This is a genomic window from Mesorhizobium sp. M0998, from assembly GCF_040318885.1.
Classification (GTDB): Bacteria; Pseudomonadota; Alphaproteobacteria; order Rhizobiales; family Rhizobiaceae; genus Mesorhizobium.
Genome location: NZ_JAMYND010000014.1, coordinates 111,028 through 135,942 on the forward strand (window position 1 = coordinate 111,028; position 24,915 = coordinate 135,942).

Genomic DNA, 24,915 nt, shown 5'->3' on the forward strand with positions numbered 1-24,915 from the left:
ACCGGCATCGTGCCGGCCCGAACTCGTGCGACCGGGGTGACCGGTCCTCAGCCACACAACGATGAACTCACCGGAAAGGCCAGGACCGGCAAATCGCAACATTGCGACCGCCTGCCCCAGATCGCTCTGGTCCGGATTGAGAAATTCACCTTTCAGTGATTTGGGGCGTTTGCGCCATAAATCGACGTTGTGTCACCGGCATGTTTAGTTGATATAACACAAAAAGTCGGAAGAATCAAGGTTTTGCTGCAGGCGCGAAGGCCACGCGCCGTCGCCGCCTGTCAAGGCGGTTAATGTATCACGGCTGTTACGCGGCGTCAGGCCGCCGCAGCCGGCAGGCTCGTCAGTCGCCTTCGCCGGGCTCGGGGGAGAAATATTTCTCGAACTTGCCAGTTTCGCCATCGAAATTCTTAGCGTCGGCCGGCGGCTCCTTCTTGGCGGTGATGTTGGGCCATTTGTCGGCATATTCTGTGTTGATCTGCAGCCATTTGTCGAGGCCCGACTCGGTGTCGGGCTTGATCGCGTCGGCCGGGCATTCCGGTTCGCAGACACCGCAATCGATGCACTCGTCCGGGTGGATGACGAGCATGTTCTCACCTTCGTAGAAGCAGTCGACCGGACAGACCTCGATGCAGTCCATGTATTTGCATTTTATGCAATTGTCGGTCACGACGTAGGTCATTGGTCGGCTCCGGGACGTCCCATTTTGTTGGGCTTTTTTGGTGAGGTAACGCCTTTGTCCGCCGGTGGCAAGGGCGGCCCCTGCCAGCGGTGCCGCGGTTTCCGGAATGGAATTCCGGAAGGCCGGCAAAGCGGGCGTTCGACCTTGCTCAATCGTCGCCGAGCAGGTGGTCGGTCTGGCGGCGTTCCTTCTTCGTCGGGCGACCGCTGCCGGCCTCGCGCAACGGCGGCACCGCATCCGGAAGCGCCTCGCCCTTGGGCGCGGGGGGCGGCGACATGTCCTCGTAGAGCAGGCGGGCCTCTTCGGCCGGGCCACGCCGTACGCCGGTGCCAAGGACTTTCCAGACGAAGATCCGCCGCTCCAGCGTGATGGTCAAAACGTCGCCCGGCCGGACCGTATCGGAGGCCTGCGCTGCTTTGTCGCGATTGATGCGGACGCGTCCGGCGACGACCAGCTTGGCTGCCAGCGTGCGCGATTTTACCGCGCGCGAGAAGAACAGCCACTTGTCGATGCGCTGGCGGGCATCAGTGACCATTGGACGAGCAGCTTACTTCTTCAGCTGGTCGCGCAACGCGGCGAGCTTGGCGAAGGGCGAGTCCGGATCGAAGCGGACCGGGCGTTCCTCACGCGGCTTTGGCTGGAACGCCGGCTTTGCGCCTTGGGCGCCGCCTTTGCCGTCCTGCCGGCCAGCCTTCCAGTCGGGCCGGTTTTCGCGCCGGTCCGGGCGTTCACCTTGCGGCTTGCCGGCGCGCTGATCTGCCGCGTCGCCTTGCGGCCTGGGCTTGAACTTGCTGCGATCGAAGCGCGGCTTGCCGGCGCCGTCGCGCTGGTCGTGGCGCCCCTGACGGGCGGGCCGGTCGCCCGGCGTCGGTTGCCCGCCGGCATCTACCGGCGCATCGCTGCGGCTGTCCGGCGCAGCTTGACCATTGCGCGCGCGATTGTCCCGATGATTGTCCCGGGGGCGGTTGTCATGCTGGCGATGACGCGGGCGCTGGTCGAAACGACCCTGCCGCCACAACAGGATGGGTTTTGGCTCCTCGGCTTCTGGAGCAGCTTCGCCGGCGATGGCTCCTGCCGTCGCTGCAGGTTCGGCCGGCGATGCTTCCGTAGTGTCGGAAACCGGCGGTTCTGCCGGTGCCGCAGCCTCAGTTTCCGCCCCAGGTTCCGCCCTTGGCTCGGCCGTTGGTTCCGCAGGCGCTTCAGCAGTTGCCTCCGCGGCGGGCCGGGTCTCTTGCGTGACTTCTGCCGCAGCTTCAGGGGCTGGAGCTTCCGCGACAGGCTCTGCCGTCGCTTCGGTCACAGCTTCGGCCGCCGCCTCCGCAACAGGAGCCGCATCCGACACAGGTTCCGAAGCCTCCGCCGGCGGCTCTGCCGCGGCAGATGCTTCCGCCATCCTCGCCTGCTCGACGCGCGCAGTCTCTTCCGCCGCCTGCTTTGCAGCGGCAGCTTCACGCGCGGCATTGTCCTGTGCTTCGAGCCGCGCCTTGACCTCGGCCGCCGGTTTGGCATCGGCGCGATAGCCGAGTCCCTTCAGGATTTCTTCCATGTCGTCGGCGGTGGCGCCGAGAATCGACATCATCGGCGGCGTCACCATGAAGGACTGGCCGTCATAGGCTCCGTCGGGGCGAGGGCCGAGGCCCGGCTTCCAGTTGGTCGCCGGCCGGATCAGGTCGGCCAGCCGTTCGAGAATATCGACGCGTACAGCACGCCGGCCAAGATTGCGGTAGCCGGCAAGCTTGTAGAAGGTCTTGTCGAAGGTCGGATCGATGACCACCGAGGTGCGGCCGGAGGCCAGTGCGTGAACGACATCGCCGAAACCGGGCTTGTCCTTGCCGTCGTTTCTCAGCGCCCACAGCAGCGTTATCAGCCCGGCCGGCGCCGGCTTGATCAGCGCCGGCACGAAGACATGGTAGGCGCCGAAGCGCACGCCGAGACGGCGAAGCGCCGCGCGGCCTTCCTGGTCGAGCGATTTCATCTCGTCGGCGATGTCGCGACGGTTGATGAGACCGAAATGCTCGACCAGCTGGAAAGCAATGCCGCGGCCGATGCCGGTGATCTGCTCGGCATTCTTGAGGTCGACCAGCGGCTTCAGCAGGGATTCGATCTGGAAATTGACGAAGCGCTCGGCGCGCGCCGCAACCTTGTCGCGGGCCGGGCCGGTGAGTTGCTCGTCGGCCAGCAGAACCAGACGCGGCTTCAAAGCGTCTTCGCCGGCGACCAGCGTGCCGATCGGCGCGCCGATCCAGCGAAGCGTGCCATCCGAACCCAGCGCAATGTCGCCATTGGCCGAGGCGCCGAAGCGCTCGGCCCGCGCCTCGAACTCGGCGGCAAGCGCCTTCTGCGCCGCCGCCCGCACCGCCTTGGCATCCTCGCCGCCGGCGCTCTGGTCGGCGGTGAAGCGGAAACCTTGCAACTCGCCGACGTGATGGCCTTCGACGAGGACGGTTCCGGTTGGGCTGATTTCGGCTTCAGGCATCGTGTTTTCTCTAAGGCGCCGCATGAGGACGGAAGTCCTGCGGTCTACAAAACGTTTCGTCAACCGCTCATGCAGCGCATCCGACAATCTGTCTTCGATTTCGCGCGTCTTTTCCTGCCAGTGTGCCCGATCGGCCAGCCAGCCGGGCCGGTTGGAAACGAAGGTCCATGTGCGGATCTGGGCAATCCTGTGCGACAGCGTGTCGATGTCGCCTTCGGTTGTGTCGGCACGGCGCACCTGCTCGGCCATGTAGTTCTCGTCGACATGGCCATGCCTGGCAAGGTCCATGTAGATGGAGGCGATCAAGTCGGCGTGCTGGGCCGGCGCGATCTTCCTGTAGTCGGGCAGCGCGCAGGCTTCCCAAAGCAGCGCCACGCGCCTGGCATCGGTGGTGAGTGCCCGGACGTCCTCGTCGCGCGACAGATGCTCGAGCGCCTGCGCGTCCACGGCCGGCAGCGCGCGCGTCAGGCCTTCGACCGGGGCGTTGGTCTCGATCGAGCGCTTCAGCGCATCGAGGCTGGCGAAATCGAAATGCGCGGTGCGCCACTGCAGCACTTTCACCGGATCGAAATCATGCGCCTCGATCTTGTTGACCAGTTCATCATCCAGCGGATCGACCTGGCCGGTGACGCCGAAGGTGCCGTCGCGCAGATGCCGGCCGGCGCGGCCGGCAATCTGGCCGAGCTCGGCCGCCGTCAGGTTGCGGTACTGGTAGCCGTCGAATTTACGGTTCTGGGCGAAGGCGACGTGGTCGAGGTCGAGGTTGAGGCCCATGCCGATGGCGTCGGTGGCGACGAGGTAGTCGACGTCGCCCGACTGGAACAGCGCCACCTGGGCGTTGCGGGTGCGCGGGCTGAGTGCGCCGAGCACGACGGCGGCACCGCCCTGCTGGCGGCGGATCAGCTCGGCGATGGCATAGACCTCGTCGGCCGAAAAGGCGACGATCGCCGTGCGCCGCGGCAGGCGGGTCAGCTTCTTCGAGCCGGCATAGGCAAGGTGCGACAGGCGTGGCCGGGTCACCACCGACACGCCCCGCAGCAGGCGCTGCAGGATGCCATGCATGGTGGCCGCGCCCAGCAGCAGCGTCTCCTGCCGGCCGCGCAGATGCAGGATGCGATCGGTAAAGATGTGTCCGCGTTCGAGATCGCCGGCGAGCTGGACCTCGTCGATGGCAACGAAGGCGGCGTCGGTCTCGCGCGGCATCGCTTCCACGGTGCAGACCGAGTATTTCGCGCCCGCCGGCTGGATCTTTTCCTCGCCGGTGATGAGCGCCACCTTATGGGCGCCGACCTTCTCGCAGACGCGCGTATAGACCTCGCGGGCAAGCAGCCTGAGCGGCAGGCCGATGACGCCGCTTTCGTGCGCCACCATGCGTTCGATGGCGAGATGGGTCTTGCCGGTGTTGGTCGGGCCGAGCACGGCCGTCACGTCTCGACCCGACAGGATCAGCGGTTCAGTGTGTTTCGGATGGATGTTCATCGGCCTGGAAATAAGGCTCTCTGCCTCGCATTGTCGGGAGCGCGCCCATATTGGCCGCGTATGACAGGCGACACATAGGGATTTCGGGCGCGAAGCGAAAGCGGAATATGCCGAGGGCAGGCCGATTGGTTGGTTCGAAGCCAGAAAATCTGTTCCCGATTAACAGTTGGAACGAGTCTGGAACGAATCAGCGACGAATCACTGACTCGCGCTGATTCAGGGTTTGTTCACGGCTACATCTGGGTTTTCTGTCGGCGTACCTCACCACATGCTGAATCACGGAAACTGGCCCGATTTATGCAAGCGGCATCCAAGCGAGCACTGCGGTTAACCTTTGCCGGCGAATGGTCGTGGCCGGCCAATCTGCTTCGCACAACATTATGAAATTATTGATGTTTCCTAATGCGTTTTAATCATTTCGCGGGTGTTTTCAGCTCTCGCCGTTAACGTTCCGCTCAAAGCCGGAACGAATCGGCGACGAATCAGCGATAGCTGAAGTTTCTTGGTTTGTTCACCGCAACATGTTGTGTCGTGAACAGCTTTTCCACCGAGAATCCACAGGCTGCCGGGCGGCTTTTGCACAAGCTGCGAGTTTGCCGTTAACCTTTGCGTGCCGGATTGGGGCAGCGTGCTGCATCGAGATCTTGCAACGGGAAGACCGCTATAGAAACGGGCCGTTTTGCAGGCCCGTTCGTCCAAGCGCGGATCTGTCTCAACGTAAAGACAAACGATCAGGCGACGTACTGGCCGCCATTGGCTGATATGGTCGAGCCGGTGATGAAACCGGCATCGTCGGAAGCGAGGAAGACGACGCAGCGCGCGATCTCCTCCGGCTCGCCGAGACGGCCGACCGGGATGTGCGGGATGACGCGCTCGTTGAGGACCTTCTCGTCCATTGCCTTGACCATCTCGGTGGCGATGTAGCCGGGGCAAATGACGTTGACGGTGATGCCGGCGCGCGCGCCTTCCTGGGCCAGTGCCTTGGTGAAGCCGATATCGCCGGCCTTCGAGGCCGAATAATTGACCTGGCCGACCTGGCCTTTCTGGCCGTTGATCGAGGAGATGGTGATGATGCGACCGAACTTACGGTCGCGCATGCCGCCCCACAATGGATGCGTCATGTTGAAGACGCCGGAAAGGTTGGTGTCGAGGACCTCTTTCCATTGCTCGCGCGTCATCTTATGGAACATCGCGTCGCGAGTGATGCCGGCATTGTTGACCAGCACCGAGACGGGACCGAGATCGGCCTCTATCTGTTTGATGCCGGCGGCGCAGGCCTCGTAGTCGGCGACGGACCATTTATAGACCGGGATGCCGGTCGCGGCCTTGAACTTTGCCGCCGCTTCTTCATTGCCGGCGTAGTTTGCGGCGACCGAATAGCCGGCGCTTTTCAAGGCGACCGATATCGCCGCGCCGATGCCGCGCGACCCGCCTGTGACGATTGCAACCTTTGTCATATGTCCTCCCGGGAAATGCAGATGACTGAGCGTTGAAGCGGTGGGGTTTGCCCTCTTTCCCTACTCGCTTTGCGCCAGCATCCTATTCGTATCGCTTATCTCATCACAATGCTTCCACGCACATGGCAACACCCATGCCGCCGCCGATGCACAGCGTGGCAAGGCCTTTCTTGGCACTTCTGCGGCGCATCTCGTAGACCAGCGTGTTGAAGATGCGGGCGCCCGAGGCGCCGACCGGATGGCCGATGGCGATGGCGCCGCCATTGACGTTGACGATGGCCGGATCCCAGCCCATGTCCTTGTTGACGGCGCAGGCCTGCGCGGCAAAGGCCTCGTTGGCTTCGACCAGATCGAGGTCGCCAACCGACCAGCCGGCCTTGGCCAGCGCCTTGCGCGAGGAGGGGATCGGTCCCGTCCCCATGATCTGCGGGTCGACACCGGCGGTCGCCCAGGAAACGATACGCACCAGCGGTGTGATGCCGCGCCTTGCGGCTTCCGCTTCGGTCATCAGCACCACGGCGGCGGCGCCGTCGTTGATGCCGGAAGCATTGGCAGCCGTCACCGTGCCTTCCTTGTCGAAGGCGGGCTTGAGCTTGGTCATGGCATCGATTGTCGCGCCGTGGCGGATGTATTCATCCTGGTCGACTACGGTGTCGCCCTTCCTGCCCTTGACTGTAAAGGCAACGATCTCGTCCTTGAATTTCCCGGCTTTCTGCGCGGCCTCGGCCTTGTTCTGGGAAGCCAGTGCGAACTGGTCCTGGTCGTCGCGGGTGATCTGAAACTGGCGGGCGACGTTCTCAGCGGTGTTGCCCATATGATAGCCGTAGAAGGCATCGGTCAGGCCGTCCTTGATCATGGTGTCGATCAGCTTGAAGTCGCCCATCTTGACGCCACCGCGCAGATGTTGCGCATGCGGAGCCATCGACATCGATTCCTGGCCGCCGGCAACGATGATTTTTGCATCGCCCTGGGCGATCTGCTGCATGCCGAGCGCGATAGCGCGCAAGCCCGAGCCGCAGAGCTGGTTCAGGCCCCAGGAGGTCGCCTCCTGCGGTACGCCGGCAGCCATTGCCGCCTGCCGCGCCGGGTTCTGCCCTTGAGCCGCGGTCAGAATCTGGCCGAGAATGACCTCGTCCACCTCCTTGCCGTCGACGCCGGCACGGACCAGCGCTTCCCTGACGGCGACGGCACCCAATTCATGGGCTGGGGTGTTGGCGAAGGCGCCGTTGAAGGAGCCGACGGGCGTGCGCGCTGCACTGGCGACAACGATGGCGTTGGAAGCGGACATGTTCTTCTCCAGGCTTTCGGGGAATGATTTCGGGTGCCGTCGGGGACTTTTCTTGCCCTTTCCACAACCCGAGTCAAACCCGAAATGGGCATGGCGTCCCACTCCCGCAAGTATGCCGCCCGTCGCTGCAACGGCGGCCCGTCCGTGCTGCGCAGCATAAAATGTTCCCGCACTGCACAAACTGCTTGGATTCATGACGCTTTTGCGCATATCCTTTAAAAAGGCGCAATCGTTACCGGCGGCTTACTTAAGCTGCCCGGTGTCCGGGGAGGATGCAGATGGCCGCAAAAGACGAACCTATTGTTATCAAGAAATATGCCAATCGCCGTCTCTACAATACGGGCACCAGCACCTATGTGACGCTCGAGGATCTCGCTGAAATGGTCAAAAGAGGCGAGGACTTTACTGTCCAGGACGCCAAGACCGGTGACGACATCACGCATCCGGTACTGACCCAGATCATCTTCGAGCTGGAGAACAAGGACGGGCAGAACATGCTGCCGATCCCGTTCCTGCGTCAGCTCATCGCCTATTACGGCGACCAGATGCAGATGATCGTGCCGAGCTTTCTCGAACAGTCGATGCTGGCCTTCTCGAAGGAGCAGGAGCGCTTTCGCGAGCAGATGAAAGATGCGCTCGGCAAGTCGCCGATGGACATGATGAAGATCGCTACGCCGATCAAGGTGCTGGAGGAGCAGACGCGGCGCAACATGGAAATGTTCCAGAACGCCATGCGGCTGTTCACGCCGTTCCCGCCCGCGGGCTCGGCGCCGGCAGCAGCGCCGGCCGAACCGGCCAGGAAGGAAACGCCGGAAAAACCCGACGACCTTCAGGAGCTGAAGGAGCAGATCGCCGCGATGCAGCGCAAGCTCGACACGATGTCCTGACTGCCGGCTGGCGAAGTGCAGCGTCGGACCTTCCTTCAGGTGCTGCTGAGACTTCGCAAGCAGCGCGGCTAGACTAGAGCTGCTCCGGCAGCGGTCCCTGGTAGCGGGCGCGTGGCCGGATCAGGCCGTTGCTCGTCACCTGCTCCACGGCATGCGCGGCCCAGCCGACGCTGCGGCCGAGCGCGAACAGGCGGAACGGCGCATCGGACGGCAAACGGAGACCGCGCGTCAGCGCGGCCAAAGCGAAATCGACGTTCGGGCGCATGCCCGTTGCCGCAAAGGCCGCATCGCAAAGCCGTAACAGCCCATCATCGACATCTATCGCGGCCAGCAACGGTTCCGCACGCGGATCGCCGTCGGGATAAAGCGGATGGCCAAATCCGGGCAGCGGCCTGTCGTGACCGAGCCAGCGTCCGACAGCCGCGTCCGGCCCCAATCTCTGCGCATCTTCCGCCAGCATCATGACCGCCTCCGCGGCGCCGCCATGACGCGGCCCGGAGAGCGTGGCGAGGCCGGCAAGCAGGCAGGCCGAAACAGGTGCGCCGGTGGACGCGGCGACCCGTGCGGCGAAGGTCGATGCGTTCAATTCGTGATCGGCCAACAGTACCAGTGAGCGGCGGATCAAGTCTGCGCCGGCCGCATCGAGCGACCATCCCCGCGCCAGCCTTTCGTGCACGGCACCAGTTCCGGGAATCGCGCCGAGCGCCTGGGCCAAAGCGGCGATGGCGCCGGCCGCATCGTGGTTGAGCGAAGCCGATCTTCGGCCGAGCGAAGGCCGGCCGTTGGCCGCCAACGCGGCCAATTCCGCGAAGGCAGCCGGCCGGCCAGTTGCGCCGTTGCCATGGCGGCTCGCCGAGACGAACGACACCGGTGCGTCAGATGCCCAAAGCAGGTTTGCCGTCTGCTCCAGCGTGGCAGCCTCGCAGAGAGCAACCGCATCCTGGCCGCGATAGACAAGGCGGCCATGCAAAACGGTCGAGATCGTGGTGGCGATCGCCGGCTCACCCCAGGCAATTGCACTTTCGGCGATTGCCTGGGGATTTCGGCCACGAGCCCGGCGACTCGCCAGCGCCGCGATGTCGTCGGCGCGATACTGGCTGCGGCGTGGATCCGCCCGGTCCGGCCGCACGCCGATGCGCCCGCGGCTGACATAGGCATAGAGGGTCTGGGCTCGCACCTTGAGACGCTTCAGGGCTTCGTCCCGCGTCAGCCACTCCGTCATGTCAGCCTTGTCATGTTGATTCCATTGATCAAGATTGATGGTCCAGTCACCAACCCTTATCTACCACCCGGAAAGGTCAAGGAGAAAACCGATGGCGAATGGGCTCGATGATGTTGTGGCGGCGGAAACGGTGCTCTCCGATGTCGACGGTCTTGGTGGCCGCCTGACCATCCGGGGCCATTCGTTGCCCGAACTGGCAGGTCGCTGGAAATACGCCGAGGTGGTTCATCTGCTGTTCGACGGCTTTTTCGACGATCTTCCCGACGGCAGGGAGCTGGCGAACGCGATCGGTCGGGCGCGCAGCGAAGTGTTCGAGCAGATCAAACCCTTGCTGCCGTTTCTCACATCCGTCGATATCTACAGCGCGATGCGCGCCGGTATTGCCCTGCTGCCGGATGGTGACAAATTGTCGGACGCGCTGCGGCTGGTTGCGGCACCTGCCGTGCTGACGCCGGCCTTGCTGCGCTTGCAGCGCGGCGAACGCCCGATTGCGCCCGATAGCAAGGCCGATCACGCCGCCGACATGCTGCGGATGCTGACCGGCATTGCGGCCTCGCCTAAATTGGCGAAGGCGCTCGATGCCTATCTCGTGACGGTTTGCGACCACGGCCTCAACGCATCGACCTTCGCCGCGCGCGTGGTCTCTTCGACGCAGGCCGGGCTTACTTCGGCGGTGCTGGCCGGGCTCGGAGCGCTCAAGGGGCCGCTGCATGGCGGCGCGCCAGGTCCGGTGATCGAGATGCTGGATGCGATCGAGGCGCATGGCGACGCCGCCGGCTGGCTGCGTAGCGAGATCGCGCGTGGCCGCCGCATCATGGGCTTCGGCCATCGCATCTATCGCGTGCGCGATCCGCGTGCCGACGTGCTGAAAGCGGTGGTGCGCCAGCTCGGCGCCAAGGGCGAAGCCGGCCACCGGCTGGCCTTTGCCGAAAGCGTGGAGCAAGCGGCGCTCGAAGTGCTCCGCATCGCCAAGCCGTCGCGCTCGCTCCAGACCAACGTCGAGTTCTTCACAGCGCTCCTGCTGGAAGCGGCGGGCTTTCCGAAAGAGGCGTTCACCAACGTCTTTGCTGCCGGGCGCGTCGCCGGCTGGATTGCCCATGCGCGCGAGCAGCAAACGAGCGGACGGCTGATCCGGCCGCAGTCGCGCTATATCGGGCCGGTGCCGGACCTCGTCGCCTGAGGATTTTTCCCTCGCATACTTGCGAAAACCGGTCGCAACAGCCGGTGCCGAACACCTCTCTCGTCGGGACGAGAGAGGTCTACATGACAAAAATTTCATGTCATTGCTCCACACATCCGCTGTTCTTGGGTGACAGAGAGCCTATATGTTGCAGTGCAGCATGGTTCCACGGGAGCCGCCTCGAAAGGAATAAAGCCGCCTTGACCGCCAGAAAAACCGCCATCGTCACCGGTTCCACCTCGGGCATCGGCCTGGCCATTGCCCACGCGCTCGCGGCCGAAGGCTGCAACGTCGTCGTCAATTCCTTTTCCGACACCGCCGACGATCACGCCATCGCCGACGCGATTGCGAAGCACCACGAGGTGAAGACCGTCTACGTCAAGGCCGACATGTCGAAGCCGGCCGAGTGCCGGGCTTTGGTGGCGAAGGCAGCCGAGGCATTCGGCTCGGTCGACATCCTGGTCAACAACGCCGGCATCCAGCATGTCGCACCGGTCGAAAGCTTCCCGATCGAGAAATGGGATGCGATCATAGCCATCAACCTGTCATCGGCCTTCCACACCATCGCAGCCGCCATCCCGTTGATGAAACAGGCCGGTGGCGGCCGGATCGTCAACGTCGCCTCGGCCCACGGCCTTGTCGCCTCGCCGTTCAAGTCGGCCTATGTCTCGGCCAAGCATGGCATTATGGGCTTGACCAAGACTGTCGCCCTGGAGCTGGCGCGCGACAAGATCACCTGTAATGCCATTTGTCCGGGCTATGTGCTGACGCCGCTGGTCGAGGCGCAGATCCCCGACCAGATGAAGGCCAACAAGATGGACCGCGAGACGGTGGTCCGTGAGGTCATGCTCGAAAAGCAGCCGACCAAGGAGTTCGTTACCGTCGAGCAGATTGCGGCGGCCGCGGTGTTCCTATGCTCGGATGCGGCGGCGCAGATCAACGGCACGCACATCTCTGTCGACGGCGGCTGGACCGCTCAGTGAGCCTTCCAGCGGTCAAGGGCCACGCCATGCCGAAAAATGGCAAGGCGGAAGAGCCAAAGAAGATCAATGTCGCGCTGCAAGGCGGCGGCTCGCACGGGGCGTTTTCCTGGGGCGTGCTCGATCGGCTGCTCGAGGACGGGCGCCTCGACATAACGGCGGTTTCGGGCACCAGCGCCGGCGCCATGAATGCCGTGGCACTGGCCGACGGCTTTGTCCGCGGCGGTGTCGAGGGCGCGCGGCGGAAGCTCGACGATTTCTGGCGTGCGGTGGCGGCAAAGGGCCGCTTCAGCCCGGTACAGCGCATGCCCTGGGACGTCGCCTGGGGCAATTGGTCGATCGAGAACACGCCCGGCTATTTCCTGTTCGATACGATGTCTCGGGTATTTTCGCCCTATGTCGCCAATCCGCTCGCCATCAATCCGCTGCGCGACGTGGTCGAACGTGAGATCGATTTCGACAATGTGCGCGCCTGCAAGTCGATGGAACTGTTCATTTCCGCTACCAATGTCGAGACCGGCCAGTTGCGCGTCTTCTCGGACGGCGAGATCGACCTCGACACGGTGATGGCGTCGGCCTGCTTGCCGCAATTGTTCCGTGCCGTCGAGATCAAGGGCGTGCCCTATTGGGATGGCGGTTATGGCGGCAACCCGGCATTGTTCCCGTTCTTCAAGACGGCGGCCACCGAGGACGTGCTTTTGGTGCAGATCAATCCGGTGGTCCGCGAGGGAACGCCGAAGAGCGCCAATGAGATCCAGAACCGCATCGACGAGATCACCTTCAATGCCGGGCTGTTGCGCGAATTCCGCTCGATCGCCTTCGTCAAGGAACTGATCGCCGCCGGCCGATTGCCGCACGGCGAATATCGCGACATCCGCATGCACCGCATCGATGCCGACGAAGCGTTCAAGGATCTGTCGGCATCGTCCAAGGTCAATGCCGAATGGGCGTTCCTTGCCTATCTGCGCGACCTCGGCCGCACCGCAGCCAGTGATTGGCTGGAAGAAGATTATGACGCCGTCGGCAAGCGGCCGACGATCGATCTGTCCGGCGAACTCGACGACGGCTTGAAGCCGGTGCGCGGGCCGGCGCCGGGCCGGCGGGTCAAGGAATTTCTTGCGGCGCGCAAGCAGCCCGAGGCCGCCCGCCGTCCGGCCTAGCTGCTTCGCAAAGCAGGTGGCATTCGCAATCTGTCCAATCATCCTGACACTTGCTGCCATGCCGCTGTTTTGGCAATCAACAGCCGATGCTGTGGCCGCATCTTTGCGGACAAAGCAACAATCCATCAACTTTTCTGACTATATTGCGATGCAACTTTGAGGTAGAAGCGCGCTTCGCCGATCACGGCAATTTGAATACGGCCTCGCGCGCACCCATATCGGCGACGCGCCCCAAGTAGAAGATGCGGCCTGGCCGAACCCCGCGCACTGGAAAAAATGACGATGCCGAAATTCAGGTTTCACAAGCTTGCAGCCATTGTTGTGCTCATCGGGTTCGCTGGCTGGATGGCGACAGGCGAGTTCTCGTCCGTCGGCAGCGCGTCCGCCGACAACAAGCCCAAGGCAGGAGAGGTCGAGCAGCCCAAGGCAGCCGACGCAGGCAAGCCCCAAACTGGCAAACAGGGGGCTGCCAAGCCGGGGACTGCCGAGGCGGAACAGCCCAAGGCGCCGTTACGCACGGTCGCGATCATAACCCCGCCGCGGCGCACCTATGCACGCGCTATCCGCATTTCCGGACTGACCGAAGCCGACAAGCGCGCCGTCCTGGCGACACGCGTCGCCGGCGTCATCGACAAGCTGCCGGTCAAGCAGGGTCAGCATGTCAAGACCGGCGACCTGATCCTGATGCTTGCCGCCGAGGAAAAAATCTCGGCGGTCGACAACGCCAAGCAGCTTGTCGTGCAACGTGAGGCAGAGCTGGCAGCTGCCCTGCGGCTGATGAAAACCGGCAATCTGCCCAAGCTGCAGCTCGACACGGCCCGCTCCAACCTGACGCTGGCCAAGTCGCAACTGGAGGCCGTGCAAGCCGAGCTCGACCGCAACGAGGTGAAGGCGCCCTTCGACGGCGTCATCGACCGGGTGCCAGTGGAGCTTGGCAGTTCCGTCATGCAGGGCGGCGAAGTGGCGACCATTCTGAAGCTCGATCCGGTGATCGCCCGCGGCGAAGTCAGCGAGCGCGATCTCGGCTATCTGAAGATCGGCGACAAGGCCGATGTGCGTCTGGTCAGCGGCCAGAATGTCGAGGGCACGGTGCGCTACATCAGCCGCGATGCATCTTCGGCAACCCGTACCTTCCGCGTCGAAGTCGCCATCCCCAACGCCGATGGTTCCGTACCGGCCGGCATGACGGCAGAAATTGCGCTCAGCGCCCAGCCGACCGACGCCGTCATGCTGCCGCGCTCGGTGGTGACGCTCGGCGACAAGGGCGATCTCGGCATTCGCGCCGTCGACAAGGACGACAAGGTCGTGTTCTTCCCGATCGACCTGGTCGACGACACGCCGACCGGCCTGGTGCTCGGCGGCATTCCGGCCGACGCCCGCATCATCGTCGCCGGCCAGGAGCTGGTGAAGGAAGGCGAAGTGGTCAAGCCGGTCGAAGCCGACCAGGCGACCATTCAAAAGCTGTTGGGCGAAGCGACGGCCGGGACGCAGTAATCATGGACATCGTCAAACTTGCAATCAGCAATGCCCGGCTGACCATTTCGGTCCTGGTCTTTCTCATCCTTGCCGGTGCGGTCGCTTACCAGTCGACGCCGAAGGAAGCGGAACCCGACGTTCCGATTCCGATGATGTATGTCAGTCTGATCTACCAGGGCATCTCGCCGGAAGACTCCGAACGCCTCCTGCTGCGGCCGATGGAAGCCAAGCTGAAGAGCCTGAAGGGCCTGAAGGAGATGCGGTCGGCCGCCTTCCAGGGCGGCGGTTATGTGCTCGTCGAATTCCAGCCACAGACGGACCTCGCCACCGCGCTGCAGGACACACGCAGCAAGGTGCAGGACGGCAAGGCCGACCTGCCGCAAGCGGCTGAGGAGCCCGTGGTCTCCGAGGTCAACATCTCCGAGTTCCCCGTCCTGGTCGTGACGCTGTCGGGCGAGGTGCCCGAGCGCGTGCTGACGGCGGCGGCGCGCGAGCTGCGCGACCGCATCGAGGAAGTGCCTGGCGTGCTCGAGGGCTCGCTGCAGGGTGCGCGCGACGACCTCGTCGAAGTGGTCATCGATCCGATGAAGCTGTCTTCCTACGGGCTGCAGCTCGACCAGTTGATCGGTGCGGTCGGCGCTTCCAACAGTCTTGTCGCCGCCGGCAACATCGAAGGATCCGAGGGCAAATACGCGGTCAAGGTGCCCTCGCTTATCGAGACACCAGAGGATGTGGCGGCGCTTCCGGTCGTCGCCGGCCCCAATGCGGTGGTGCAGGCCAAGGACATTGCCACCATCCGCTCCACATTCAAGGACGCCGAGACGGTCACCCGCCTCGACGGCAAGCCGGCGATCGCCATCGAGGTGAAGAAGCGCATCGGCTCCAACCTGATCGATACGATTGGCAAGGTCAGGGAGGTGTCCGACGCCTTCATCAAGACGATGCCGGAGGGCATGCACGTCACCTACACGCAAGACAAGTCCGTCTTCGTGAACCAGTTGCTCGGCGATTTGCAGAACCACGTGATGATCGCCGTCATCCTGGTGTTCATCGTCATTCTCTACGCGCTGTCTGGCCGTGCCTCGCTGCTGATCGGATTGGCCATCCCCTCATCCTTCCTGATCGGCATCCTGTTGCTGGCAATGATGGGCTACACGATCAACATGATCGTGCTGTTCAGCCTCATCCTGGCGGTCGGCATGCTGGTCGACGACGCCATCATCGTCACCGAATTCGCCGAGCGCCGCATGAGCGAGGGCATGCCGAAGGAGCAAGCGTTCGCGCTTGCTGCCAAGCGCATGGCCGGCCCGGTCATCGCGGCGACGATGACGCGCATTGCCGCCTTCTCGCCGCTGCTGTTCTGGCCGGGCATTATCGGCGACTTCATGAAATACATGCCGATCACGCTGATCGTGACGCTCTCGGCCTCGATGCTCTATGCGCTGGTCTTCGCGCCGACGCTGGGCGCGATATTTGCCAAGGCGCCGGCCCATCACCCCGACGACAATCGCGACGGCTGGTACATGGCCGTGGTCAAGCAGGCGGTGCATTATCCCATCACCGTGCTTGTCCTCACTGTGGCGCTGTTGTTCGGCGTCGGCTACGCCTATTCGAAATTCGGCGCCGGCGTCGAATTCTTCCCGAATGTCGAGCCTGACTACGGCCTGCTCTATGTCCACGCCCGCGGCAATCTTTCGCTCGCAGAAATGGACGCGGCCACCAAGACCGCGGAAAATCGGCTGCTCGGTTGGCCGGGCGTGAAGTCTGTCTATACCCGTGTCGGCAAGACGCAGGGCGGCGGCCAGGATGTTCCGGAAGACGTGGTTGGCGTGATCCAGTACGAATTCGTCGACTGGCGCGAGCGTAAATCGGCGAACTCAATCCTGGACGAACTGCGCGGCGTTATGGCCGGCATTCCCGGTGTCGACGTCGAGGTTCGCGTGCCGGAAGCCGGCCCGCCTACCGGCAAGCCGATCCAGATCAGGCTTTCGGCCGTCGATCCGAAGGGCCTTGACGACAAGGCCCGCGCCGTCGCCGCGCGCATTGCCAAGGTGCCCGGCGTCATCGATATTTCCGACGGTCTGGCGCCGCCCGGCGTCGACTGGGCGCTCGAGGTCGATCGCGCCAAGGCGGCGCAGTACGGCATCAGCCCGACCGCGGTCGGGACGGTCGTGCAATTGGTGACCAACGGGCTGAAGCTCAGCGAGTACCGGCCCGCCGGCGCCGACGATGCGGTCGACATCAGACTGCGCCTGCCCGAAGATCGGCGCACGCTGTCGACGCTCGACGAACTCAGGGTGCAGACCGCGCAAGGCTCGGTGCCGATCTCGAACTTCGTCGTGCGCAAGCCGGAGCCGACGGTCGGTATCCTCAACCGCATCGACGGTGCGCGAACGGTCGTCGTCCAGGCCAACGTCGCTGCCGGCGCCCAGGTGGCTGCCGTCCAGCAGGAGGTCACCAAAGCTGTCGCCGACATGAACCTCAGCAGCGGCATTCGCTGGAAGCTTGCCGGTTCGAATGAGGACAGCGCAGAGGCTGGTGCCTTCCTCAGCAAAGCCTTCGGTGCGGCGATCTTCCTGATCTTCATCGTGCTTCTGGCGCAGTTCAACAAGTTCACCAGCGTCTGGCTGGTGCTGTCCTGCGTGGTCATGGCGACGATCGGCGTGTTCCTCGGGCTGCTGCTGACGGGAGAGGCATTCGGCATCGTCATGTCGGGCATCGGTGTCATCGCGCTGGCCGGAGTGGTGGTGAACAACAACATCGTGCTGATCGACACCTATGACCGGTTGCGCGAAGAGGGCTGGGACAAATACGAAGCCGTTCTGCAGACCTGCCGCGAACGTGCCCGTCCGGTGGTGCTGACGGCGGTGTCGGCGATCCTCGGCGTGCTGCCGATTGCTTTCGGCCTCGGCCTCGAAATCTTCCATCACGAGACGACGATCAACGCGCCGTCGACGCAATGGTGGATTTCGCTGTCCTCGGCGATCGTCTTCGGCCTGTCCTTCGCCACCGTGCTGACGCTGGTGGTGACGCCGTCGATGCTGATGGTGTTCACTCGCGCCAAGGTCAAACCCGGTGCGCGTCGGGGCTGGTTCAGCCGCCTGTTCGGGCGTCGCAAGGCCGAAATCCCGTCGAAAGGCCTGGACGCCGATCTGGGCGCCGAACCGGCGATCGCCTTCCCGAAGGCCGCCGAATAGAGTCCGGCTCGCCGTCCTGATCAAGCAAGGCCGCCCGGGAACAATGGGCGGCCTTCTGCATTGTTCCGTCATTGCAACCTCAAAGCGAGGATTTTCTGATGACGATCAGCACCATTCTCATCATTATCCTTATTCTTATTCTGATCGGCGCGGTTCCGGCGTGGCCGCATTCCCGGTCCTGGGGTTACGGACCATCCGGCATCGTCGGCGTCATCCTGATCGTTGTCCTGGTGCTGCTGTTGATGGGCCGGATCTGAGCGCAACCTTCCTCCCCGACCAGCGGCGGATGACCGTGAGGCCATCCGCCTTTTTTTGGTTTGTTGTTAGGCAGCTTTTTGCGTCGTCTTGATCGTGGCGATGCCGATATCCTCGAGCGCTTCCGACACCGCATTTTCCAGCGGCGTGTGCGGGATCGTACCGATGACGCTTTCCAGCCTGCCTGAAACCAGCCGGTGCGGCTCGAAGCGGAGATAGGACATCGAAACGATCTCGCGCCACATCGCCACGAACGGGCCGCCGGCACGCAGCACCCACCACGGCATCGACGTCAGTTTCAGCGTGCGTCCGAGCGCCTTCTCCGCGGCCGCCTTGATGTCCAGATCGGTCACCGCATGGCCAGGAAAGTTCAGCGCCTCGTAGAAGCCGAGCTTGTCGAGATTGTCAGCCAGCCCGACGAAGGCCTTGGCCAGGTCGGGCAGATAGGCCCATTCATGCACGAGATCGACCGGCCCTGGGGCGGTATAGACGCCCTTGGTCATCTTGGCGGCAACAACCAGATCGAACCACGATCCGCTGCCGGTGCCGCCGAAGAAATCACCAGCGCGCAACAGGATCGTGCGCACCAGACCCGCGTCGGCCTCGCGGCGAAACAGATCTTCCATGGCGACGCGGATACGGCCCTTTTCCGTCGTCGGGCGAAACGGCGTGTCTTCGGCGATCACCGCCGGCATCTGCGAGCCGTAATTGTAGACGGTGCCCGGGAAGAGATGCAGCGCGCCGTTCGCCCGGCAGGCAGCCATCACATTCTCGGCCATCGGCAGGCATTTGCTCCAGTCGGTGTAGAGCGGGTTGAGGCCGTTGAAAATGATATCGACGCCTTCGGTCGCGCGGATCAGCGCAGCACGGTCGAGCGCGTCGCCGGCGATCGCCGTGGCGCCTTTGAGCTCGGCCGGCACCTTGCCGCTGCGGGTGATGGCACGGACATCGTAGCCGGCATCGATGAAGGCCTTGGCCACCGTGCGGCCGAGGCGGCCATTGGCGCCGAGAATTGCGATCGTGGTCATTGTTCGTCTCCGTGTTGCGTTACGACCCCAATATTGTCTCTCCGCAAACGAATGGAAATTGACTACGACTGGCGATGTGATATTCAATTTTGAATGGATATTGACTGGAACCTGATCAAGAGTTTCGTCACCGTGGCGGAGACCGGCAGCCTGTCGGCCGCCGCACGAAAACTTGCCGCAAGCCAGCCGACGCTCGGCCGCCACATCGCCGAGCTGGAACAGGCGCTCGGCGTCACCCTCTTCCGGCGCGGGCGGCGTGGCTACGCGCTCACGGAAGCAGGCAGTACGCTCTTTGAACGGGGCCGCGCGGTGAGCGAGCAGGCGAGCGCCTTTTCGCTGCTGGCGCTGGGATCGGTCGAGGCGATAGAGGGTACGGTGCGCATTGCCGCCAGCGAAGTGGTGGCGGCCTATGTGCTGCCGGAAATCACAGCGAGGCTTGGGTTCGAGGAGCCGGGCATCGAGGTCGAGATCGTCGCCTCGAACCAGGTCGAGAATCTGCTGCGTCGCGACGCCGACATTGCCATCCGCATGGTCAAGCCGGCGCAGAATGAACTGGTCGCGCGCAAGGTGACCGACATTCCGCTCCGCGCCTGCGCGGCAAAATCCTACCTCGACCGGCGTGGCCGTCCGCGCGAGGCCCGCGATCTTGCCGGCCATGATCTGGTCGGCTTCGACCGCAGCGACGAGATCATTCGCGGCTTTGCCCAGTTCGGCGTCGCGCTCGCCCGCAATGCCTTCCGCTTCAGGACCGATAATCAGATCGTGCTGTGGGAAGCAGTGCGGGCGGGAAACGGCATCGGCTTTGGCCAGCAGCCGCTCGCCGACCGTGATCCGCTGGTCGAGACAGTGCTGCCGGGTCTCCCGCTGCCGACGCTGCCGGTGTGGCTGGCCATGCACCGCGACGTGCGTACCAGCGTCCGCATCCGCCGCGTCGCGGATTTCCTCTACGAAGAGTTCAAGCGCTATTCAGCCGGTGCAGGCTCGGCAGCGAATTCGGCACGGTGAGCGAGGCCGGCCATCACCAGCACGACGACCAGCAGCCCGGACAGAGCGACGAAGATCGGGCCGAAGCTCGAGTGCTCGGCGATGAAGCCGATCGCCGACGGTGCCACCAGAATGCCTGAGTAACCCATTGTGGTGACGACGCTCATGCCGGTGCCGGACGCCATGCCCTCCTGGTTGCCGCCAGCCGAAAAGATGATCGGCACCATGTTGGCAATGCCGAGGCCGCAAAAGGCGAAGGCGGCAATGGCCAGCCAAGGCGAGGGAGCCAGCCCGGCCACCAGCATGCCGGCAGCAGCGGCAAGGGCCGAGGCGCGCAATGTCGTAACGGCACCGAAACGGTTGCGGACGCCATCGCCGAGGAAGCGCATGACGGCCATGACACCGGAAAAGGCGGCATAGGCCAGGCCTGCGACGGCAAGATCGGCGCCGAGTTCCTGCCGGAGATACAGCGCTGCCCAGTCGAGTACCGCGCCTTCGGAGATCATCGTCAGCAGCGCCATAAGTCCGACCAGATAGACCAGCGGATTTGCCGGCAACGCGAATTTGTGGTGCTCGGCGACCGGGTGCTTGTCCTCGGCGATCAGGTAGCGGATCGCTACGGCGATGACGGCAAAGGCAAGAGCCGTCACCACTGTCGCATGGGCGAGGTGACCGTAGTTCTGGATGGCGAAACCGCCCAAAGCGCCGCCGGCGAAACCGCCAAGGCTCCAGAAGCCGTGCGAGGACGACATGATGGCACGGGACAGCCGCCGTTCGACTGCCACTGCATTGGCATTCATGGCGACGTCCATGCCGCCGATCGAACCGCCGAAGATGAACATGGCGATGGCTGCAAGGGGCACGTTGGGGGCCAGAGCCACAACCAAAAGGCCGAAGCTGCCGGCAAGTCCGAACCAGCGCAGCACCGTGCGCGAGCCATGCTTCGAGATCAGATGGCCGCACCAGGTCATGGCGGTGACGGCGCCGGCACCGAACAACAGAATCAGCAAGCCGAGCGTGAACTTCGAAATGTCGAGTCGCGTCAGGAACACCGGGATCTGCGGCGCCCAACTGCCGGTCAAGAAGCCGTTGGCGAGGAAGATGCCGGCCACTGCCCAGCGTCCACGAATCGCGATCTGCGTGATTTTCTGCGCGTCCATCGGGTAGAATCCGGTCCGGAAATGGCGTTGCGCGGCAAATTAGATCGATTCAATTCACAGTCAAGCGCTCTTCGCCGAAAGTGCTTGGACCAGACGCTACGTCCTCTCGCATCGGCCAACCATCTCGGCGGTCCACTCCGAAATCCCTACGGCTCGGGATAAGGCGCGCCATCCTTGTGCACAAACCGGCCGTCAGCGTTGGTGCTCATCATGTCGATGTCGGAGCAGGTGGCGACGTCGTCGGGCCAGCGCGAACGGACTTCGAGATAGATCGCCATCGCGCCCGATTTATTGATCATGTGATGGCCGTTGCCTGATCCTTTCGGAAAGGCCGCGCAATCACCGGCGCGCAGCACCGTCTCGCCGGCATCTTCGACGAGCGTCAGCTCGCCTTCAAGCACGTAGACGAATTCGTCTTCGTGCGAATGCCAGTGGCGCTGGCTCGACCAGTTGCCCGGCGGCAGGCGCATGAGATTGATGCCGAAGTCGGTGAGCCCGCCTGCGTTGCCTAGCCGCTGCCGCACGCGTTCGGCACAGGGTGCATCGAACGGCGGTGGATAGGACGAGCCCTTGCGTCCGGGCACGTCGGCAACGTCGATCTTAGGCACGGCGTCCTCCCCTAGTGATCTCTAGGGCGCCTTGCCTCGAACTCGGCCTTCTTGGCGTCGGAGGCTTCGACCTGGTTCAGTGCCTGCCACTCGGCATAGGGCATGCCGTAGATGATCTCGCGCGACTGTTCCTTGCTGAGTTCGACACCTTCGGCTTGCGCCGCATCGCGGTACCAGTTGGACAGGCAGTTGCGGCAGAAGCCGGCGAGGTTCATCAGGTCGATGTTCTGCACGTCGGAACGCTCGCGCAGATGCGCGACCAGCCGGCGGAAGGCAGCGGCTTCGAAATCGCGCTTTTGTTCTTCGCTGAGTTCGGTCATGTCATGTTGGCCTCCCTTGCGCCTCATCATACCGGCCCGGTGCGCGAGCCGAATATTTTCACCGCATGTATATCGGCACGTCGGTCTATCGCGTCAACGATCGGCGCCAGCCGTTCGGCCCAGGCGAGGGCACCCTTGCGGTCGGCGATCAGGTCCTGGCGGACCTCGAGCAGCGCATGGGCAAAGCCGTTGACGATGGCGTGCCTGAACATGGTATCGCCGCGCAGTGCGCCGTCATAGGGCTCGTTGTCGCCGACGATGAGGCTCTTGTCCTCGGCGAGCATGTCGATCAGCGGCCGCGCAACGCGGTCGTCCAGATCCCACAATATGCCGACGTGCCACGGCCGCACGAAGCCCTGCATGGTCGGTGTGAAGGAATGCACCGAAAAGATGAAGGGTGCCTGCGCGGATGCTCGCGCCACAGAGGCGATCATGGCGCCGACGGCATCATGATAGGGGCGGTAAAAGCGATCCAGCCGTCTTTCGCGCTCCTCCGGCGCGATGGGGTAATTTCCCGGGATGACGGTGCCGTCATAGAGCTGGCGAATCAGCGTTGGATCGTCTTCGCCGCGATTGGGGTCGATCAGCAGTCGCGAAAAATTGGCAAGCACCGCCGGAACGCCGAGCAGACTTGCGAGTTCGCGGGTTACAGTCTCGACGCCGATGTCGTAGGCGATGTGGCGGTCGAACTCCGCCGCCGGCAGGCCGAGACTGCCATACTCCTCCGGCAGGTCGCGGCGGGCGTGATCGGCGAGAAGCACCATGCCGCGCTTGCGATCGCCTTCGACGATATCGAAAGGCGCGAAAACTGTGGATCGGGTCATTGGCGGGAAAGGTCTGTTCGCTGGCTTTCGGGGAGGGTGGTATCGTCATTCCACGAAGAGAACGCTTGCGCAATGCCGTTGTTTGGCCACGGTTTCTGCCAAAAAACTGAGCAGGGGCGGCCGCAAGCGCGCCAGAGCCTTCTAAATCGATTGGAATTGGACAGATCGGCGCGTTGACATGCGTACGGACTTTTCCGAAAAGGGGCGTTGAGAGATGCAAATGTGGTTCTTGAGGGGTTTCAGGATGGGTTTCGCCGGCAGGCTGCGTGTGCGCCATGCCTTGGCCATGCCGCTCCTGATACCGGCAATGGGCCTTTTCGCGGTGATCACGGCCTCGCCGGCACGGGCCGATTTCCGGGTCTGCAACGCCACGCAGAACCTGGTCGGTGTCGGCATCGGCTATCGCGCCAAAGCCGGCTGGATCACCGAAGGCTGGTGGCACATCGAAGGCTCGAGCTGCAAGACGCTGATCGAGGGACCGTTGTCATCAAGGTTTTACTATCTTTATGCAGAAGACGCCGAGCGCGGCGGACGCTGGGATGGCCCGATCAACATGTGCGTGGCCGAAAAAGAGTTCAAGATCGCCGGCGTTACCGATTGCGTCGCCCGGGGCTTTCAGCGCGCCGGATTCCAGGAATATGACACGGGCGAGCAGGCAAGCTGGATGGTCCAGCTGACTGACGAGCCCGCAACGGATGGCGCTCCAGCCGCCCCGGGAACAAACAGTCAATGAGACGCAGCCGCAAGGTCAAGATCCTCGCCACCATCGGTCCGGCCTCCTCGTCCGAGGAGATGCTGAAGAAGCTGTTCGAAGCCGGCGCCGACGTGTTCCGCATTAATATGAGCCACACCGACCATGAATTGATGCGGACGCTTGTCGGCCGCATTCGTGCCGTCGAGGAGGCGGTCGGCCGGCCGATCGGCGTTCTCGCCGACCTGCAAGGGCCAAAGCTGCGCGTCGGCAAGTTCGCCAACGGCAAAGAGGTGCTGACCGTCGGTCAGACCTTCACGCTCGACGACAATCCCGAGCCCGGCAATTCGACGAGGGTCTACCTGCCGCATCCCGAAATCCTGCGTTCGGTCGAGGCTGGTCATCGCCTGCTGATCGACGACGGCAAGCTCGAGCTCAAGGCGGTCAGCAGCAACGGCAAGGCGATCGTCTGCACCGTTGTCGCCGGCACGACCATTTCCGACAAGAAGGGCGTCAGCCTGCCCGACACCGACCTGCCGGTCGGCGCGCTGACGGAAAAGGACCGCCGGGATCTCGACGCGGTTCTGGCGACCGGCGTCGACTGGGTGGCGCTGTCCTTCGTGCAGCGGCCCGAGGACCTGGCCGAGGCGCGCAAGATCGCACGCGGCCGGGCGCTGATCATGGCCAAGATCGAAAAGCCGCAGGCCGTCGCCCGGCTGGCCGAGATCATCGAGCTTTCGGATGCGCTGATGGTCGCCCGCGGCGATCTCGGCGTCGAGATGCCTCTCGAAGCCGTGCCTGGCATTCAGAAGCAGATCACCCGCGCCGCGCGCCGCGCCGGCAAGCCTGTGGTGGTCGCCACGCAGATGCTGGAATCGATGATCACCGCGCCGGTGCCGACCCGCGCCGAAGTCTCGGACGTCTCGATCGCCGTGTTTGAAGGCGCCGACGCGATCATGCTTTCGGCGGAGTCCGCCGCCGGCGCCTACCCGGTCGAAGCGGTGGCGATGATGAACCGGATCGCCACCAAGGTCGAAACCGACCCGACCTATGCCGGCATCATCAACGCGCAGCGCTCGGAACCGGAAGCGACCGGAGCCGACGCGATCTCGCTCGCCGCCCGCGAAATAGCCGAGACGCTGAAGCTGTCGGCGATCATCACCTATACCGCGTCCGGCACGACCGGCTTGCGCGCCGCGCGCGAGCGGCCGCAAGTGCCGATCGTGGCGCTGTCGCCGATCCTCAACACGGCGCGGCGGCTGTCGCTGTTGTGGGGCACGCATTGCGTCGTTTCCCCCGACGCCAGCGACCTCGACGACATGGTCGACCGCGCCTGCCGCATCGCCTTCGATGAAGGTTTCGGCAAGCCGGGCGACCGCGTCATCATCACGGCCGGCGTGCCGTTGAGGACGCCGGGCTCGACCAACATGCTGCGCATCGCCTATGTCGGATCGGAAGTCGGCCGCTAATTTCGGCCGCGGCTGCCGGATAGGCCGGCTGCATGGCGCGTCGTAAACGCGGCGGCCCGGTGCATTGACGGCAGTTGGGCTGCGATCAACGC

Annotated in this window: 21 protein-coding genes; 10 read left to right on the top strand and 11 right to left on the bottom strand. The window is 63.7% G+C overall.

The window, feature by feature from the left end; genetic code table 11:
• Nucleotides 1–343 precede the first annotated feature (343 nt).
• From fdxA to NKH59_RS15865, 5 genes are all read right to left on the bottom strand, one after another.
• Nucleotides 344–682 carry a ferredoxin FdxA gene (gene fdxA, locus NKH59_RS15845; RefSeq protein ID WP_352452512.1) on the bottom strand — a complete coding sequence of 113 codons (339 nt, stop codon included), beginning with the start codon at nt 680–682 and terminating at the stop codon, nt 344–346.
• Between the two features lie 148 nt (nt 683–830).
• The gene (locus NKH59_RS15850) at nt 831–1,217 is read right to left on the bottom strand and encodes an RNA-binding S4 domain-containing protein (RefSeq protein ID WP_023680553.1); all 387 of its coding nucleotides are present in this window, start codon (nt 1,215–1,217) and stop codon (nt 831–833) included.
• Between the two features lie 12 nt (nt 1,218–1,229).
• The gene (locus tag NKH59_RS15855; protein ID WP_353022321.1) at nt 1,230–4,637 is read right to left on the bottom strand and encodes a helicase-related protein; all 3,408 of its coding nucleotides are present in this window, start codon (nt 4,635–4,637) and stop codon (nt 1,230–1,232) included.
• Between the two features lie 731 nt (nt 4,638–5,368).
• A complete protein-coding gene (gene phbB / locus NKH59_RS15860) occupies nt 5,369–6,094 on the bottom strand; it encodes an acetoacetyl-CoA reductase (protein WP_352767641.1) in 726 nt (241 codons plus the stop codon).
• 103 nt (nt 6,095–6,197) lie between these two features.
• Nucleotides 6,198–7,382: an acetyl-CoA C-acetyltransferase gene (locus NKH59_RS15865; protein WP_352452508.1), complete on the bottom strand. Its 1,185-nt coding sequence runs from the start codon at nt 7,380–7,382 to the stop codon at nt 6,198–6,200.
• Nucleotides 7,383–7,660: 278 nt separating this feature from the next.
• Here NKH59_RS15865 and phaR point away from each other — a divergent pair, with 278 nt between their 5' ends.
• Nucleotides 7,661–8,269, top strand: coding sequence for a polyhydroxyalkanoate synthesis repressor PhaR (phaR, locus tag NKH59_RS15870; protein ID WP_023678449.1), 609 nt, complete (start codon nt 7,661–7,663; stop codon nt 8,267–8,269).
• Between the two features lie 73 nt (nt 8,270–8,342).
• On the opposite strand, the gene NKH59_RS15875 is transcribed toward phaR, so the two are convergent.
• On the bottom strand, nt 8,343–9,491 hold the full coding sequence (locus NKH59_RS15875) for a citrate/2-methylcitrate synthase (protein ID WP_352452507.1): 1,149 nt from the start codon (nt 9,489–9,491) through the stop codon (nt 8,343–8,345).
• A 91-nt stretch (nt 9,492–9,582) separates the two neighbouring features.
• On the opposite strand from NKH59_RS15875, the gene NKH59_RS15880 reads away from it, so the two are divergent.
• The 6 genes from NKH59_RS15880 to NKH59_RS15905 all read left to right on the top strand — a co-directional run bounded on the left by NKH59_RS15880 (nt 9,583) and on the right by NKH59_RS15905 (nt 17,741).
• Nucleotides 9,583–10,671, top strand: coding sequence for a citrate synthase/methylcitrate synthase (locus tag NKH59_RS15880; RefSeq protein ID WP_353022322.1), 1,089 nt, complete (start codon nt 9,583–9,585; stop codon nt 10,669–10,671).
• A gap of 200 nt (nt 10,672–10,871) precedes the next feature.
• Nucleotides 10,872–11,654, top strand: coding sequence for a 3-hydroxybutyrate dehydrogenase (locus tag NKH59_RS15885; protein ID WP_353022324.1), 783 nt, complete (start codon nt 10,872–10,874; stop codon nt 11,652–11,654).
• A gap of 26 nt (nt 11,655–11,680) precedes the next feature.
• On the top strand, nt 11,681–12,811 hold the full coding sequence (locus tag NKH59_RS15890) for a patatin-like phospholipase family protein (RefSeq protein ID WP_353022347.1): 1,131 nt from the start codon (nt 11,681–11,683) through the stop codon (nt 12,809–12,811).
• A 282-nt stretch (nt 12,812–13,093) separates the two neighbouring features.
• On the top strand, nt 13,094–14,305 hold the full coding sequence (locus NKH59_RS15895; RefSeq protein WP_352613440.1) for an efflux RND transporter periplasmic adaptor subunit: 1,212 nt from the start codon (nt 13,094–13,096) through the stop codon (nt 14,303–14,305).
• 2 nt (nt 14,306–14,307) lie between these two features.
• Nucleotides 14,308–17,484, top strand: a complete 3,177-nt coding sequence (locus tag NKH59_RS15900; protein WP_352613442.1) for an efflux RND transporter permease subunit — start codon at nt 14,308–14,310, stop codon at nt 17,482–17,484.
• 98 nt (nt 17,485–17,582) lie between these two features.
• Nucleotides 17,583–17,741: a DUF3309 family protein gene (locus NKH59_RS15905; protein ID WP_023678456.1), complete on the top strand. Its 159-nt coding sequence runs from the start codon at nt 17,583–17,585 to the stop codon at nt 17,739–17,741.
• Nucleotides 17,742–17,807: 66 nt separating this feature from the next.
• Here the strand turns inward: NKH59_RS15905 and NKH59_RS15910 are convergent, their stop codons facing one another.
• Complete coding sequence (locus NKH59_RS15910) at nt 17,808–18,767, bottom strand: SDR family oxidoreductase (RefSeq protein WP_352613444.1); 960 nt, start codon at nt 18,765–18,767, stop codon at nt 17,808–17,810.
• A 93-nt stretch (nt 18,768–18,860) separates the two neighbouring features.
• Between NKH59_RS15910 and NKH59_RS15915 the strand changes: the two genes are divergently transcribed.
• Nucleotides 18,861–19,772, top strand: a complete 912-nt coding sequence (locus NKH59_RS15915; RefSeq protein WP_353022325.1) for a LysR family transcriptional regulator — start codon at nt 18,861–18,863, stop codon at nt 19,770–19,772.
• Here the strand turns inward: NKH59_RS15915 and NKH59_RS15920 are convergent.
• The 4 genes from NKH59_RS15920 to NKH59_RS15935 all read right to left on the bottom strand — a co-directional run bounded on the left by NKH59_RS15920 (nt 19,730) and on the right by NKH59_RS15935 (nt 22,663).
• On the bottom strand, nt 19,730–20,911 hold the full coding sequence (locus NKH59_RS15920; RefSeq protein ID WP_352613448.1) for an MFS transporter: 1,182 nt from the start codon (nt 20,909–20,911) through the stop codon (nt 19,730–19,732). The genes NKH59_RS15915 and NKH59_RS15920 overlap by 43 nt on opposite strands.
• 146 nt (nt 20,912–21,057) lie before the next feature.
• Nucleotides 21,058–21,519: a cupin domain-containing protein gene (locus NKH59_RS15925; RefSeq protein ID WP_353022327.1), complete on the bottom strand. Its 462-nt coding sequence runs from the start codon at nt 21,517–21,519 to the stop codon at nt 21,058–21,060.
• An 11-nt stretch (nt 21,520–21,530) separates the two neighbouring features.
• Nucleotides 21,531–21,839, bottom strand: a complete 309-nt coding sequence (locus NKH59_RS15930; protein WP_352979192.1) for a DUF1244 domain-containing protein — start codon at nt 21,837–21,839, stop codon at nt 21,531–21,533.
• A 26-nt stretch (nt 21,840–21,865) separates the two neighbouring features.
• Nucleotides 21,866–22,663 carry an N-formylglutamate amidohydrolase gene (locus NKH59_RS15935; RefSeq protein ID WP_352471170.1) on the bottom strand — a complete coding sequence of 266 codons (798 nt, stop codon included), beginning with the start codon at nt 22,661–22,663 and terminating at the stop codon, nt 21,866–21,868.
• A gap of 286 nt (nt 22,664–22,949) precedes the next feature.
• On the opposite strand from NKH59_RS15935, the gene NKH59_RS15940 reads away from it, so the two are divergent.
• Nucleotides 22,950–23,396: a DUF1036 domain-containing protein gene (locus tag NKH59_RS15940; protein WP_352703963.1), complete on the top strand. Its 447-nt coding sequence runs from the start codon at nt 22,950–22,952 to the stop codon at nt 23,394–23,396.
• The gene (gene pyk, locus NKH59_RS15945; protein WP_352454861.1) at nt 23,393–24,823 is read left to right on the top strand and encodes a pyruvate kinase; all 1,431 of its coding nucleotides are present in this window, start codon (nt 23,393–23,395) and stop codon (nt 24,821–24,823) included. Before NKH59_RS15940 ends, pyk begins: the two co-directional genes overlap by 4 nt.
• The last annotated feature ends 92 nt before the right edge of the window (nt 24,824–24,915 follow it).